Origin of the sequence: Limosilactobacillus reuteri subsp. simiae, assembly GCF_020784875.1 — a bacterium.
GTDB lineage: Bacteria > Bacillota > Bacilli > Lactobacillales > Lactobacillaceae > Limosilactobacillus > Limosilactobacillus reuteri_H.
On record NZ_JAJGUI010000112.1, the window covers coordinates 1 to 15,380 of the forward strand.

General features: G+C 36.6%; 11 protein-coding genes and 1 other annotated feature. Of the genes, 4 read left to right on the forward strand and 7 right to left on the reverse strand.

Annotated elements, in window-relative coordinates:
• Positions 1-158: 158 nt before the first annotated feature.
• The 3 genes from LMC10_RS08125 to LMC10_RS08135 are packed head-to-tail and all read right to left on the reverse strand — an operon-like array spanning position 159 to position 6,910.
• Positions 159-773 carry a hypothetical protein gene (locus LMC10_RS08125; protein WP_153705780.1) on the reverse strand — a complete coding sequence of 205 codons (615 nt, stop codon included), beginning with the start codon at positions 771-773 and terminating at the stop codon, positions 159-161.
• Positions 774-787: 14 nt separating this feature from the next.
• Complete coding sequence (locus LMC10_RS08130; RefSeq protein ID WP_229269481.1) at positions 788-6,451, reverse strand: Rib/alpha-like domain-containing protein; 5,664 nt, start codon at positions 6,449-6,451, stop codon at positions 788-790.
• Between the two features lie 18 nt (positions 6,452-6,469).
• A complete protein-coding gene (locus tag LMC10_RS08135; protein ID WP_229269483.1) occupies positions 6,470-6,910 on the reverse strand; it encodes a hypothetical protein in 441 nt (146 codons plus the stop codon).
• Positions 6,911-7,264: 354 nt separating this feature from the next.
• Between LMC10_RS08135 and LMC10_RS08140 the strand changes: the two genes are divergently transcribed.
• Both LMC10_RS08140 and LMC10_RS08145 read left to right on the forward strand, forming a co-directional pair.
• Positions 7,265-7,588, forward strand: coding sequence for a helix-turn-helix domain-containing protein (locus LMC10_RS08140; protein ID WP_136000713.1), 324 nt, complete (start codon positions 7,265-7,267; stop codon positions 7,586-7,588).
• Positions 7,589-7,694: 106 nt separating this feature from the next.
• Positions 7,695-8,075, forward strand: coding sequence for a hypothetical protein (locus tag LMC10_RS08145; RefSeq protein ID WP_229269484.1), 381 nt, complete (start codon positions 7,695-7,697; stop codon positions 8,073-8,075).
• Between the two features lie 129 nt (positions 8,076-8,204).
• On the opposite strand, the gene LMC10_RS08150 is transcribed toward LMC10_RS08145, so the two are convergent.
• Both LMC10_RS08150 and LMC10_RS08155 read right to left on the reverse strand, forming a co-directional pair.
• Positions 8,205-9,653 (reverse strand): ATP-binding protein, encoded by a 1,449-nt coding sequence (locus LMC10_RS08150; protein ID WP_229269485.1) that lies wholly within the window; start codon positions 9,651-9,653, stop codon positions 8,205-8,207.
• A 14-nt stretch (positions 9,654-9,667) separates the two neighbouring features.
• A complete protein-coding gene (locus tag LMC10_RS08155) occupies positions 9,668-10,747 on the reverse strand; it encodes a DHHA1 domain-containing protein (protein ID WP_229269486.1) in 1,080 nt (359 codons plus the stop codon).
• A gap of 135 nt (positions 10,748-10,882) precedes the next feature.
• Between LMC10_RS08155 and LMC10_RS08160 the strand changes: the two genes are divergently transcribed.
• Together LMC10_RS08160 and brnQ are read left to right on the forward strand one after the other, a co-directional pair.
• Complete coding sequence (locus tag LMC10_RS08160; RefSeq protein ID WP_229269487.1) at positions 10,883-12,118, forward strand: DUF2325 domain-containing protein; 1,236 nt, start codon at positions 10,883-10,885, stop codon at positions 12,116-12,118.
• Positions 12,119-12,181: 63 nt separating this feature from the next.
• Positions 12,182-12,421 (forward strand) — a binding site (T-box leader).
• 51 nt (positions 12,422-12,472) lie between these two features.
• Positions 12,473-13,858 (forward strand): branched-chain amino acid transport system II carrier protein, encoded by a 1,386-nt coding sequence (brnQ, locus tag LMC10_RS08165; protein ID WP_229269488.1) that lies wholly within the window; start codon positions 12,473-12,475, stop codon positions 13,856-13,858.
• Between the two features lie 71 nt (positions 13,859-13,929).
• Here brnQ and LMC10_RS08170 read toward each other — a convergent pair whose 3' ends face one another.
• Entirely contained in the window at positions 13,930-14,523 is a 594-nt protein-coding gene (locus LMC10_RS08170) for a glycoside hydrolase family 73 protein (RefSeq protein ID WP_229269489.1), read from the reverse strand.
• A 76-nt stretch (positions 14,524-14,599) separates the two neighbouring features.
• Positions 14,600-15,379 (reverse strand): putative ABC transporter permease, encoded by a 780-nt coding sequence (locus tag LMC10_RS08175; protein WP_229269490.1) that lies wholly within the window; start codon positions 15,377-15,379, stop codon positions 14,600-14,602.
• Between the last annotated feature and the right edge of the window lies 1 nt (position 15,380).

Consider the following 15,380-nt stretch of genomic DNA (forward strand, 5'->3'; position numbering starts at 1 on the left):
TGCCAATCAAAAATTTTTCTTTTTAAGAATCGATTGTATTTTTTCGTAAAAAAAATACCCCCTACATTTTCGTAGGAAGTATTTTTAGTCAACCATACCAGTTGACAGATATCCAAAAAAATCCGGTGACGACATCGATGCCTTCACCGGATTTAGTTTTATTCTTTATTATTACCCACCGCGTTCAAGGCGGCTTCAGTTAACTTGACTGCATTATCATCGTGTTCTTGCTTACCTTTAGCAATCACAGAATCTAAATGGACTTCGGGTTTGTCCAAAAACTTATCATCAGAATAAATATATACTAATTTTTCTTGTGCATTATATATTCTAATTTTCCAGCCATCCCCAAAATCGTTAACGAACTTTTTATCAGAAGCAATCGTATCGCAAACTGGTTCTACCTCATCGCCTGTAACGATTAGGTTTCCTTCACCATCTTCATGACGGGTTGGATCACCAAACATTCGCGTAATCACAGAAATATTATCTTCAATATACGCGTTAATATTTGATTTAAGTTGGTTGCTCAGTTCTTCATTCATTTGCAGATCTAGTACTTTTTCATGAGTATTGACACCGGCAATTTGAAACTTACTAAAAAGTCCCTTCATTGATGGCGTCTTCTTACATGCTTTAGAAATTTCAGCGGCAGCTTGCTCATCACGATGCTGTTCATAAATATGATGACTTACCGTAACTCCTATTACAAGACAAACTATTGCCACTACTACAACCAATAACTTCCTATTATTTTTAACAAAACTTCCCATCTAATCTCATCTTTCTAATAACGGCGCTTACGCATCAGGCCAAAACCAAACATTGAAGTTAGTGTTCCAAGGGCTACTAATACTAATGATTGGGAGTTACCAGTTTGTGGTAATTTGGCTTGCTTTGGCTGAGCTTTAATATTTACATTAGTATTTACGCTATTTACCTTATTCAAGTCAACTGTAGATTTACCTAAAGAAGGCAATTTTTGGTCAATTCCTATTTGTGAAAGATTGTTATCAATTTGATTCCTATTCATAGAATTATCAAAACTATTTTGAATGTTAATATTCATTTGATTCTGAATATTCTTTATATCACCGACATTAGAGGTATTACCTTTGTCTGTTTGAGTACTATTTTCACTTAGTACAGCTTGATATTTAATAATCTTCGCAAGTCGTAACGTAAACAATTCAGGAATATCCTTCAATAACTTATAGTTGTCAGGCAGTCTTAAATTAGTCTTCTTCTTTTCACCCACATATCCCGATAAACTTTGAGAACTTAATACGTTTCCATTATTATCAACGATTTGAAGTGTATTAGTTACTGGTTGACCTACTTTAAGCAATAATGTTCGATTATCAAAAATAATTGTATTAGGTGCTTTAGAAACTAATTTATAGCTAGTTGGTAATTTAGGAGTAAATTTCTTTGTTTCATTTAATTTACCAAAAATAGTATATGACTCAATTATTTTTCCTGAAAAAGCATCAACCAGATTAACTATCTTTTGTCCATTTTGACTATTAGATTTTGTCAATTCAAATGTTATTTCTGTATCTTTATCTCCTAATACAAATGATGTCGGCACTGATTGTCCATTCGCAAATTGATACCCTGATGGCAATTGATAATCACATCGTACTCTATTTCCTTCTAATCCTTCAAACTTTCGAGTTAAATTAATTTTGCCATCATCTGAAATCAAATGAACTAATAATATAGATGATTTTAAGGATACTGGTAAGTCAAAATTACCTTGCTTAATCTGCACCGTTGTAGGGAGAGCAACTGAATTTAATTTATAATGTTCAGGAACTTGTAGATTTACAGGGACCTGTGATCCTAGCTTTCCAGAAACAGATAATGTTTTACCAATGACGTTCCCATCTTTATCAACGAAGCGAATAAACATGGTTACTTGTTGATCAGTTATGGGTTGTTTAGTTGGCTCAACTAAAATCTGATGCTTTTGACCATCAAGAGTAATTAATGTTGGTATCTTCTGATTATTACTTAACTTGTATCCGTCAGGAACCTTCAAAGCAATATTTTGAGTTGAACCTTTTAATCCACTCAAGGTAAATGCTGTACCTATTACTTTGTCATTATTCGTCACATCGTTAAAAGTATAAGTGGTAGTAGTTAATTTAGTAGGATTAAAATCTAAAACAACTTTATGTGTTTTATTATCAATAACCACTTGTTTAGGAAGTTCGGAAGTCATGTAGTTATCCGAAACATTAACTCGATTGGCAAAAGAAACTTCACTATTTACTGGACCACTGAGAGTTACCGTCTTAATTAATTGGTCATTTCGATCAAAAAGTTGATATATTGTCTGTCCTTGTTCTGGAATCTTTTCAACTATCTGAGCTAACGTCTCAGTTTGATTATTAATTTTAACTTTATTATTGAATTCGTATGCGCCTTTTGCTAATCGATAACCACGTGGAATCTTGAAATTAAGTTGGATTGTATCGCCAACTTTATTTCCCTTCAATGTAGATTGAGCAATTACCTTACCGTTAACTGTTACGTACTGAAGAATTATTGTGGCAGGTTTAGAAATAGGTTCTATTGGTAATTGAATAGTTTGATCCTTAATAAAGCTTAATGATGTCGGAACCTTCGTGTTACCACTAAGCTGATATCCTTGTGGCAATTGTAAATTAATTGCTTGAGTTGAACCATTTGGACCCACAAAACTAGATTTCCCAAGGATGTTCCCTTTAGAGTCAACAAATTTGTAATTAACTGTTACAGCTTCCTTAGCAGGATAATATAAAACTGTATCACTTATAGTATGATCTGCAATAGCTGAGTTTACTGGAGTTGCTACATATCCTGCAATTGTAGGAGCGTTATATGCATCAAAAGTTGTCGGCGTCCATAAGTATCCAGATTTAGTAGAAACCGAATTTGCGTTTTGTTCAACAACTTGTTTAGTTCCATCTGGATTGACAATCGTAATGTATCGTTTTAACGTTGTTGTAATATTGCCAATTGCCGGTTGAGTTGCTAAGGATTGTGACCAATTGTCATTTGCAACAGTTGATAGTCCAAAGTATGGCGTTTCATTAGAAGCATCGTCACCATTAATTGTAAAATGAAGCACTGGATTGTTACCATCAAACTTGACAGCAATTACACCATTGTTTGAAGAGTATACTGAATCAGACGTATTGTTATTATTAATAGTAGTATTTCCATTAATTGCAATTAATGAATCATCGTTATTGGCAGAAACATTAGTATCTAAAGCTGTATGATCCGCATTATAACGATTAGTTAAAGCCATATTATCAGGTAATTGATAAGGTTCATTAATAATGTTGTCAGTTGATGGGGTAACTGTTAAATTACTCAAGAAAGCTACTTGATTTTGACTATTATTATTAACAGTAAAAGTTTGATTCTTGACACGATTCCAATAATCAGTCAAGTCTAATGTTTGATAAGCTGGTTCGGTCGAATTATCCGCTTTAGTTGTAATTGGGTCACTAGCAGCCATAACACCAAAATTGAAACCAACTTCAATTGATCCAGAAACCGTTTTTGTTGAGCCATCAGGGAATGTTGCTTTAATCGTAACATTTTGTGTTCCTTGTGTATTAAAGTCCGGTGCTTTGACCCATTCATATTTTGTTCCGCCTGGTAGGCCAGCAGTCACAAAATAGCTAGCAGGTTCTTCTTCTCCAGCAGTAGCTCGTTTCATAGGATCAAGTGATAAATTATAGTTAGCTGAACTTGGCTTATTAATAGTTACCCCAGCAGACGTTACTAAACTTGAGCCATCAGTAAACGTAACTTTAATATGATACATCGAGAATCCTGTCTTGCTGGTATCAATCGGTTCAACCCATGAAACAGTATATTTGTCGCTTTCTGGCAAATAAGATCGAGAAGCATCGAGGGCTGATGATGCATTAGGCAATACTCCATAATTTGATACTATACTTTTACCAACAATTACATATTGACTGGCCATTAAGTTCAAATTAAGGGTTACTGTATTATAGCCGACAGTTCCGTCAGGATAAGCAATTTTAATAACGGCTAATTGATTCTTTGATTTTGATGTTGCATTAGGTGTTCCTAATTTGTCAAAAGTAATTTCAGCACCTGATGGCAAAATATTAGCATTAGTAATAAAGCTATCAGGCGTTGGCAATTCATTATATTGGTAACTTTGTTGCTTCTTTAATTGCAACTGTGGCTGATAGAATTTGTTCATCGGTAAAACAGTAATTGGAACTTTAATCGTTTCACTATCACCATTTAAGAAGTCAACAATTAAGTCTTTACTAGTTTGACCTAATACTGGGATATTGTTATCTGCCCATTTGAATTTAGCATTAGGATAGTCAGTATAATTTTCGATAACTGATTTAGCATCTAGCAATGGCGTATTGGCAGGAAAAATGATTTTACCAGTTAATTTTGGTGTCTTTGCTAATGATACATATTTGGTACTTAAATTTGTGACATATACGACACCGTTAGTAGGATCAATTTGTTGATAATCGCCATTTTGATCCTTTGTGAAGTAAGAAGGTGTCATGTCGATTGATTTAATATTAGTTGTACTAAATCCGTTTGGCGTGTCATATAGGCGAATAGCTACCTTTTGATTACTATTAATTGGAACAATATTACTGAAATGATATTCAATTGCATCAATTGGAACAGATTGACCATTTTCCAATTTAAGTGTTGCATTATTGAGGTTAGTATAACGCATTGTTAATACATTATCTGTATTTAAATTGCTATCAGAATTAAACGTAAATTGGTATGCTTTATTGATGGCATTATTGTTCTTTTCAGTAGACGTTAACGGCATTTGATAATCACTAAGATTTAATAATTGTCCATGTGTTAACGCTGCTGTTTTATTAGAAGCGGTCTTTTTAACAAGTTGTGGTAATTGTTCGTTCTTGATTTGGTCAAATTCAGGATTGTCAATTTCAGTTCCATAAATTTGTGAATAATAGTTAGGCAAATTAAGTTCAAAATTATGTAACTTACCTTCAAGATTATTATTTAAGACATAATACCCAATGCCGATCCAATTAGAGGTAACTGCATAAGCCGGATATTTTTCTTTTGTCGCACCATTAGCGTCATTGACTTTGTTTAATTTTTGAAATGAAATAGCTAATGCATGATTAGAATTATAAAGAGCAGATACTGCATGACCACCTAGTCGTAAAGTTTCAGACCAATACATAGCCTGTGTCATATTATATAAATTAACGGCATAATTAAGTAATGTTCCATTCTGTGCATCCATTGTTTCAAGATCTTCTGAAGGTAATGCTTCGCCAGTAAATGAAACATTGCTGACAATATCAGAAAAATTATTTTTGTAAGTATTATCGCCTTTAAATATATTTTTTACGGTATTAGCTAATTTATCTGTTGTAAATCCATATTGGTTAAAAAGAGCATTAACTTGATCATTTAACGCTACAGCAGTATGCGTATCATTGTCTAAATTGTTTTCTTCACGTAATTTAGCAATAGCATCACCTAGTGCCTGTGAACGATCAGTGTTAATAACGGGAAGTGGAAGGTTACTGTCTCCTTGTCGCAAATCAGTTTTAGTTAATTTGGTATATAACTCTGGATATAAGCGATAAACTTCTTGACGAAAATCGTTAGACCAAGATAACAACATGGAAGTTAATAATTTAATCTGGTCATCAGACAAACCATTAGGACCAATCTTGGCAGATTTGTCTGTATCAGGATTGTATACTAAAAGCCCTGGCTTAAAGGTTAGTGGTATTTGATCAACATCGGTTGGCATTGCAGATTTAGGAACATTTGGTAATGTATCTTGAGTGACATTATATGCACCTAATTGTAAGTAATTCAAGCGATTAGCGTCAGAATTTTGATCATCTTTCCAGTCTTCACCATATGGTAAATAATAATTCTTGCCAATTTCTGCATCTGAATTGGGTAAATAACCGACAGCAACATTTTGTGCTGGCTGTTCAACTGAATCGCTATTATCAGATGATGGATTAATGATTGCGGTAGATGCAGTACCTGAATTATTAATATTTAAAGCATTATTGCGTTGAATATCAGTTAAATCTGATGAATTTTTATCATTTGTTATTACAGTCTGAGCGTAAGGAGTTACTTTTTTAGTTATATTTTCTTGTTGGTTTGCTTGTGCGTACGAGTTAGCAGCATTAGCTTCCTTAGTAGCATTAGCAGATGCTAAATCTAATAATTGTTGTTCATTTTGTGAAGCTTTTTGCTGATATGTGCTCTGACTAGTTTGTTCGCTTTGTTCGGTGTTATTCTGAACTGGTGTGGCATCAGCATGAACATTGGTAGCCCCAAATGTTGTTAATACCGCAACTGTAGATAATGCCATTGTGCACAAAAACTTACCATTCTTAAATAATTTATAATGTACTTTATTTTCCATCTTAAAAAATCCCCCAATTTAATCATCAATAGCCTTGTCAAATTCGTATCTTCTTGATTGACCATCCGGAGTAGTCACGATGTCAGTTCCAAGTTGATGACCATCGACTACTTGTCCAGACATTGTAATGTGGTGTGTATTTCCTTCATCATCTACTGACGTACTCTCCGCATTAACCGACTGACTATCTGAACTCGAACTGTTACTTTGTGCATCATTTGCCAGAGCACTTTGTTCGGTGTTAGTAGATGATGTATCAGTCTCACTACTACTTGACGACACAGTAGAACTAACACTACTTGAACTACTGCTATTTGAATTCTTCTTTTCATGATGTTTAACTACTCTTTTTGAAGAACTCACACTACTTTCATTACTTGTGGATCTTGAGCTATTTCTACAAGCCACTAGTGACAACGCAACAGCTACAGAAGCGGTCACTGCCAAGATTCTTTTCATGACAAAATCCTCCCTAACTATTTCCTCCTATTTTTATATAAAATAATTAACATAATCCGTTTTTTAAAATACCACTATATTAACAGTTTTCAACTGGATAACTTTTATATTTATCGCTTAATATTTACACTTATCCTTCACGGGTGTTCACTATTAACGATAAGCAAAAAATTTTTAAAAGAATGTATTATGCAATTATATTTTAATAGTGATAACTATTTATTTGTACACATATGCATTAATAAATAGTTATTAGCATCTAAAACTATTTTTGAAAGTCGTTATATCAAGTTAATTTTTCAGTTATCTTTAATAAAAAAGAAGGTGACTGTTATCGCAGATATTGGGGACAACATGAGAGCAATTCGAAAGCATCTTGGGGTAACACAAGAACGCTTGGCTGAACTTAGCGGACTCTCCGTTAACTTCATTTCACGACTTGAACGAACCAATGACCAAAATGTAAGTTTAAAATCTCTGAGGCGGATTGCGAACGCTTTGCAAATTCCAATAACACAACTACTTGAAAACACAAATTTTAATAATAATGAGCCTTCTGAAACTCAAAATAATTATTATAAAGTTGATCAACTGTGCTTTGAGTTAAAATCAAAAGATCCGAAAATAGCAATTGAATTGACTGATTCATTTTTAAATATCCTTAAATATACAAAATAATTATTTAAACGTAACAGCCCCAATCTAAAAATAGATTGGGGCTGTTACTATTCGAGGCTAATCGCCTCGTTAAAACCTTTGAATAAATTCAAAGGAGTTATTTTATATGATTTTAACGCAAGAACAAATTATTCCACTTCTCAACAAACTATTACAAGCTGCCTGGCAAGATCACCAGAAACACTTTTTGTTAGCTCAAAACCAGGTAACTCAAGAACAACTTATCCAATTGGAACATAGCTGCCGTGAACTAACAATAATTACTCATGACTTACAGTTACTCATGAGCTTACCAACCGATACTACTTACTATATTAAGTGGCAAATCAATCTTCAAGAAGCGGAATTACCAGAAATAAGTCTCAATATCCGCCCTGTTACGCCAAACTCACATCATCCCCTCAGAGTCTCACCACAGCTGACCGACCTTTTTATTGACTACTTTGTTAAAGTTGGCCGTATCCCTAATCCGTGGTTAATCAGCTAACTAAAAAAGCTCCTCAATCGTGAGGGGCTTTTTTTATAACTATCTATAGCTATCTATAACTATCTATAACTATCTACAGCTATCTATAACTATTTACAGCTATCTATAACTATCTACAACTATCTATAGCTATCTACTTTTCAAAGTATAGTAAGCATTCGGGGAAGTAGGTGTATCTGCATGTCGTTCAATCAAATTTAATGACATCAATTTTTTCAACGCTTTCCTAGCAGTTGAAGGTTGAAGTTTAGCATTAGAATTTATCAAATCCTTAGGCTTCAACTTCTCATGTTCATAGGCATAGATCAAAGCCGCTCTCTCTGCATAAGGAAGCTTAGCTAAATCATAGTCAATCAAGCGACTAATCTCTTCTTTTTTTCTCGAATTTCGCATGACAATATTATTTCTTAAGATCAATTCAGTTGAATTTTCAGTAACAATATATTCAGGATCATCAAGAAAATATTTTTCCATATTTTTGTACATCCGGTCGACACCTTCGCCAAACTCCCTTACCCAGCCAAAGAGAACTAAACCTCTGGCAATATTAGGATTTCTCGAATAGTGAGTAGTTCTGATATTATCAACTGTAACAATTGAGGGGAGATTCCCCGGACTATGAATTATGATTCGATCATCATACATCACAATTCTAATATCATCCCCATTCAAATTATAAGCTCGGTGCGCGACCGCATTCACAATTCCCTCTAGCCAAGTTCCCTTAGGATACTCGGGAACAGTCTCAAATTTCCCAGTTTCGACATTTAATGATGTAAATTCACGTAATTGCGTCTGTACTATCTTATCAGCACGATCAATAATTAACGGCAACGGCCCCTCAATCATCTCTTCCTTAATAACATCTAAGTCCTCGCCGACACCAGCCTGTGTGCCACCATAACGAATAAATCTTATCCGCGCTCCTGGAATAAAAGTGTCAGGCGTATCTGCAAACATCAAAACACCAGATACATTTAATTTATAAGATGGACCATCAGAGTTCATTATTCGATTAGCAAAACCGCGTGAAAACAGCAATTTCCAAAGGTTCTCCCCATCAAAATGATTTAACTCTTTATATTCCTCAAGTAGGTCTGAATTTAAATCTTCTAATATTGCCATCTCAACTGTTTCTTGTTCATATGACCTAATTCCTTTACTATAATGGAGACTTTCGATTTCTTTATATGTCAGTTTCTTACTCTCATCACCAATTCGCAGATAAACCTCATCCTTTGAATTAGCAAAAACATATTCGCTGCTCGAAGGCACACTTAACAGCAAAATGCGATTCTCTTTACCATTAATTTCAATTTCCCGAAATTCAGACTTAATCCGCAAAGCAGGCTTAATGAGATCATAGCCCACTTGAAGAAAATCATTAATTTTATGGTTGTCTAGGTGATTAATCCCTTCAAATTTTCTATCCTTAATACCAATAGCAACTGTTCCGCCATCTGCATTAGCAAACGATACTAGAATATTAGCTAACTTCCATAAATCGTACTCAGCTGCTTTTCGATCAAAATATTGATTTTCTGGAGCTGATAATAATCTCTTCAGATCTTTTTCCATTTTTCTACTCTACCTTACTTCTTCCCAAACAAAGCTGCCATCTTTGCTGCTACTTCGGGATCAAGATTATCGGCAAGCGTACTTTCATTTGATTTTTGTTCATTTTGCTGATTGGTGATCGTTTGCTTAAGGTCATCAATGACTGCTTGTTCACCAACTTCAATCGGATTAACCGTTAACCGGCCACCTGCTGCATCAGCATGACCGCCACCATTAAAGTATTTTTCAGCAAATTTAGCCACATCTAACTTTCCGTTGCTTCGAAGTGACACGCTAACCGGACTGACTACCAAAGCCGCGTCGACTTCTGGATGTTGCACTAATAATTCGTGGGCAATTTCAGACTTATAATCACTTGCATATACGACCCCAAATTTATGATCATCGATATCCGTAATTAAAACATCTTTCAAATGACTCTTAAGGTATTTAGCCCGCCGTTCGTTTAAGGTCCGAATCAACAGCCGATTTTCTTCCTGATATTGCTGCCAGCCGGTATTAAAAACATTTTGAACAAACTCTTCTGAATCTTGGAGGGGATAAAACCAAAAGAGTTGATCAAAATTATCAGCATCAATTCGTTCCTGCTCATCCATCTCTGGATCATTTTGCCAATCCCAAGTGTCATATGCCCGAATCAATTCCACAAGATAAGTAAGATCCTTTTGCCGTTGTTCATCAACCTTTGCAAAAGACGATTGTTGTTTTAACCAATCCCACACTAAGCTTGTCGCACTTGGGTTAATTGCTGGATCAGCAGGTACGATACTATTGGCCGCATACTTTTGTCGTAGTTCCGCTTCGCTTTCATGATGGTCAAATACAAGCCAATGATTAGCGAACCGTTCATTCAATAGCTTAAATGTATAGTCGCTATCCGGTGTCATATCCATGATGTAAACATCTGTAAAGCGCCCTACTTCTGCTGTTTGCATCCATCGACTTAATTCTTCATCAATTCGTCCAGCGCCACAGTTTATCATATCAAATTCTGTGTCTTCAAACATTACTGGTTGTAGTGTTTTTAATAATAATGGAGCCCCGAATCCATCTAAATCATTGTGGGAAAATAGTTTTATTAACCGTTGTGCCATTTTCGATCCTCGCAATTCTAATTTTGTTTCTTATTATACCGTAGAAAATCGGCTAAACCACACTTAATTACTGACATCACGCTAACGAACTGCTATCATTGAAATTAATAACTTATTTTAAGAAAGGAAAGCAATATGGAAGTTTATGATTATCGTCAAGAATTAATTGACCTCTTAAATAATACCGCTGATGATCCACAAAGCTTACTGCAGACACAGCGAAGTCTTACCACCATTCTTAATATTTTAAATCATTATCAGGAAAGCAAACCTGTTAAACAAAATGCACTACGGTTTGTTCAACGTAAAATTCAATCGTCAAACGAGTTGCCTCCGCAAGCACGTAAAACATTAAAGTCACTGCTTACCGGTCCAGCTAATGATGAAGAAAAGCCAACATCAATAACAAGCCCAGTTGCATCTCCTTCAGTTGAAGCACCAAAAGAAATCACCGAAGAAGAACGCCTAGCAGCTGACAATCGCTACTTAGTACACCGGAAATTAAGTGGAGCCGAGATTAACCATCGTTACTACCCGGAAGCAATTCTGCATACATTACCGTTTCCCGTTGAGGATGGGGACATTGCCCAACTAGACTATGAGCAAAAAGTCCGCGGCCTTCCAGTTATTCGGCGGATTACCGGTGACCACCTTAGCGATTACACTCCCGAAAAAGTCAATGTGATTGAATATGGTGAATTAAAGCGCGTGCCCGGTTCTGATGTCCTTCAACTGAGTAAAACAATTAAGGGTAATTCAATCGTTGACGAAGCGCCAGAAAATACCATCGTAATTGATCCTTTTAAGTACCCGGGCCGCGATATTAAGCCTGGAATGGTTATTGATTTTGCCTACTATGATCGAGGAAATGGCCTAACTGATGCCAAAGATGGCGCAATTCGCTGGATTCATGAAAAGCAAGATTATGATACAACCAAGCAACCAGCTAAACCAAAAGTTGTTAAAAAGCCTGCTAATCCTCGTCATGATTATGAAAAGAAACTTGATTATGACCTTCACCAACGAAAGGTACTTGTTATTACCGGAATCCGCAGCAAGGTTAAGGGTCTTAAACCAGTCGTTGATAAACACCACGGTCTGTTCCGCGGATTAGACGCATCTGCAGAAGAAAAAGTTTCCAGCAGTAAATTAAAACGTGAAATTCGGGATGCGGACTTTGTGATTATCTGCATCGATGCAATTCACCATCGGATTAGTCAACTCGCCAACCATCACGCTAAACGTTATGAGAAGCCACTCGCCATTGCAAATGTTACTTCTAATACTGCTGTTGAGCGAGCCATTGCCCGGGCATTAAATGGTGATCCTGCATACGCTGAAAGCAGCGAAGATTTAAAAAACTATAAATAAATTTTAATTTACTGTTGACTTTTATGAGAAATGGGTTAATATTAATGACAACAATTTAATTATTCGATCGCAATGAGAAAGAAGAGTATGTTAGACGATAGCTTCAGCGAGTCTCGTTTGGTGTGAGGAGACAGTTTCAACTCTAATTGAAAATCACTTTCGAGTCTACAGCTTAAATACCAGTAAGCTGTAGTGGTTACACCCATTATCGTGTCAGCGTATCGCCATTATGGCCGTACGTGTGAGGTATTGTTAGCAATAGCAGTACAATGATAGGGTGGTACCACGCTCAGCGTCCCTTAGCCAGTTTGGCTAAGGGACTTTTTTGTTGGGATCAGATTAGGAGGAGAAAACATGCAAGATTTAACATCGCGCAAGTTAACATTCAAAAACTATTTAGTTGTTGCATCATTGCTTTTCGGTTTATTCTTTGGGGCCGGAAACTTGATTTTCCCGTTACACCTTGGTCAATTAGCTGGTAGTCATTGGGGACCAGCTGCAGTTGGCTTTCTGATTACTGGAGTTCTTTTACCACTTCTATCAGTTCTCGCCGTTGCTGTTACGCGTGCAGAAGGGGTCTTTGATATCGGTCGTCCGCTTGGCGTTGGTTTCGCCTTAGTATTCATGGTTCTTATCCACGCTACGATCGGCCCATTATTCGGTACCCCACGGACTGCCACTGTCTCATTCACAGTTGGTCTTGCCCCATTCGTTGATAAACAATATCAATCCCTTGCCTTGTTATTATTCTCAGCATTATTCTTCGGGGCAGCCTTCCTCTTCTCATATCGGGAAAATGATATCTTAGCTAACATCGGAAAAGTATTAAATCCCGTCTTCTTAGCCCTTTTATTCCTTGTCTTTGTTGTCGGTTTCGCTCGTCCGCTTGGTAACCCTGCTACTGCACCTACAACTAGTGCTTATGTTCACGGTGCACTCACTAACGGGTTCCTTGAAGGGTACAACACTATGGATGCTCTTGCCGGTCTTGCTTTTGGGGTAACAGTGGTAACCGCCGTTCGTTCTATGGGACAACGGTCAGCAAAAGATGTATCCAAAGTCGTTGCAAAAGCTGGTGTCCTCTCAATGGGTGCGGTTGCTTTTATCTACTTATTACTAATCCTTCTTGGCGCAATGTCTCTTGGCCGTTTCAAAGTTTCCCCAGATGGTGGAGTTGCCTTTAACCAATTAGTTAATGCTTATGCCGGTGCATTCGGACAAGTTGTACTAGCATTCTTATTAACTGTTACTTGTTTAACGACGGCTGTTGGTTTAGTCGCTGCTTTTGCTCAAGACTTCCATAAGCACTTTCCAAAGGTTAGCTATCATGCATGGCTTGCACTTAGTTGTCTTGCCTCTTTCCTTACTGCTAATTTCGGCTTAGATCAAATCATCGCTTGGTCAACACCAATGTTAATGTTCCTTTACCCATTATCAATGGTACTTATCCTTTTATCTGTTACATCACCACTATTTAAGCGTGATGGCGTTGTCTACTTCTTCGTGGTCCTTTTCACCGTTGTACCAGCTCTCGGTGATATGGTTGTTGCCTTCCCAGCGGTTGTTAGCCAAAGTTCATTTGGGTTATCTGTTGCCGCTTTGCGAAATAACTTACCACTTGCAAGTATGGGACTATCCTGGCTTGTTCCAGCACTTGTCGGCTTAGTCCTTGGTCTCTTAGTTCACTGGTACCGTCATCAACGGGTTGCTTCCACCAGTATGCAAAGCGAAGTACATTAATAAGTGTCTTATAGGTTAAAAAGCGTGAGAAATGGCTCATTACAAGAGTCGTTTCCCACGCTTTTAAATTATTATTTAACATTATCGTATTGGGCAAGATTAAACTTCTTAATCGCATAGATCAGTTTGCTGGCATAATCTGGATCGGTTGCGTAACCATTCCGCTGTAGTTCGTAAGCTGCCTGTTGATAAGTTTTCGCTGTTTGTACCCCATGGAAACGCGCATGATTATCAGCCGTTCCATTTACAATGAGTAATGTGTGCGCATTAATTGAATCAGCCCAGCTATTGTAAACTGTAAAGTATTGTTTTACTTGAACATTTTTACCCCGAATATTTTCAGTAGTATACATTTGCACCTTTTCATCGTCACTATTAGCTTTAATTCCAAATAAGTTATTGTATTTATTTGCTAACCGGCTCCGACCCCAGTTAGATTCAAGTCCTGCTTGCGCAATCGTAATGCTAGCTGGAATATGATATTTCTTCTGTTCACGTTGAGCAGCTGGTGCAATTTGCCGAACAAATTCATTGACGGTTATATCTGTTGGGTGGGTCTCACGTTGAATTTGGGGAGATTCGTGGATAATAATCGCCACAATCCCAAATAAAATAATCAAAAACGCAAGCACACTTCCACAAATGATTTTTGTTTCTCTTTTCATGATGTGTCTTTCCTTTTTATGAATTTGACGCTATTATAACCACTTCACCATGAGAAAGCGAGAATTTACAATGATCTTATTTACTTTTAAGCTCATTTTTATAGTTATTAAAGTATTTACTATCAGTCATCTTCAATTTAGGGAAGCTCTTGATTAGCCGGCGATGATTCCAACTCAATTGCTTGCCAACTCCCTCTTTGTTTAGATGTTGAGCAAAATGCCGTTGCCAATCTTGAAGGTGATCTTTAATTGCCAATTTATCCTTAGGAGCCGCTTTTTCAAGTCGATTCAGCAGTTTCTTTCGATAAGCGGCTGCTCGTTCATCCCATTGCTGAGTTGTAATATGGAATTTTTCCACACTAATAACGCTGAGGATAGTGTCAGTTCCCATCACGAGGACGATAATTAGGGCAAGCATCCCGTGAGTCCATGATTCTTCCCAGTTAACAATCCGCTGAATAAATGGCTGAACAAACTTAACCAGCAAGACAACGCCAATCCCCCAGAAAAATGAAATTTGGGGAGCAACTCTTCCTTGAATGTTTCCTTTTAGATGCGAATAGTCCCATAACTTCATATGAAAAAGTTTTTCGAGCAGCCAGCTTGCTACATACTCAAAGATCGAAGCCACAATAAACCCTACTACGAATAGCAGAAAAATATTATCTTGGAACGGATAGGTAGTAATCAAAATCGTCGTAACGGCAAATCCATATACTGGACAATAAGGACCAAATAAAAATCCCCGGTAGGCAAAATGATGGTCCTTAATCGAGCAGTAGCAAGTTTCCCATAACCAGCCAATAAATGAATAGGTAAAAAATAAGACAATGATTTCAGAAAGTGAATAGGGCACT

Excerpts from the sequence above, each read along its gene's own strand:
- LMC10_RS08125 (WP_153705780.1), bottom strand. The coding sequence starts at position 773 with ATGGGAAGTTTTGTTAAAAATAATAGGAAGTTATTGGTTGTAGTAGTG.
- LMC10_RS08140 (WP_136000713.1), top strand. The coding sequence starts at position 7,265 with ATGAGAGCAATTCGAAAGCATCTTGGGGTAACACAAGAACGCTTGGCT.
- LMC10_RS08145 (WP_229269484.1), top strand. The coding sequence starts at position 7,695 with ATGATTTTAACGCAAGAACAAATTATTCCACTTCTCAACAAACTATTA.
- brnQ (WP_229269488.1), top strand. The coding sequence starts at position 12,473 with ATGCAAGATTTAACATCGCGCAAGTTAACATTCAAAAACTATTTAGTT.
- LMC10_RS08150 (WP_229269485.1), bottom strand. The coding sequence starts at position 9,653 with ATGGAAAAAGATCTGAAGAGATTATTATCAGCTCCAGAAAATCAATAT.
- LMC10_RS08170 (WP_229269489.1), bottom strand. The coding sequence starts at position 14,523 with ATGAAAAGAGAAACAAAAATCATTTGTGGAAGTGTGCTTGCGTTTTTG.
- LMC10_RS08160 (WP_229269487.1), top strand. The coding sequence starts at position 10,883 with ATGGAAGTTTATGATTATCGTCAAGAATTAATTGACCTCTTAAATAAT.
- LMC10_RS08155 (WP_229269486.1), bottom strand. The coding sequence starts at position 10,747 with ATGGCACAACGGTTAATAAAACTATTTTCCCACAATGATTTAGATGGA.
- LMC10_RS08130 (WP_229269481.1), bottom strand. The coding sequence starts at position 6,451 with ATGGAAAATAAAGTACATTATAAATTATTTAAGAATGGTAAGTTTTTG.
- LMC10_RS08135 (WP_229269483.1), bottom strand. The coding sequence starts at position 6,910 with ATGAAAAGAATCTTGGCAGTGACCGCTTCTGTAGCTGTTGCGTTGTCA.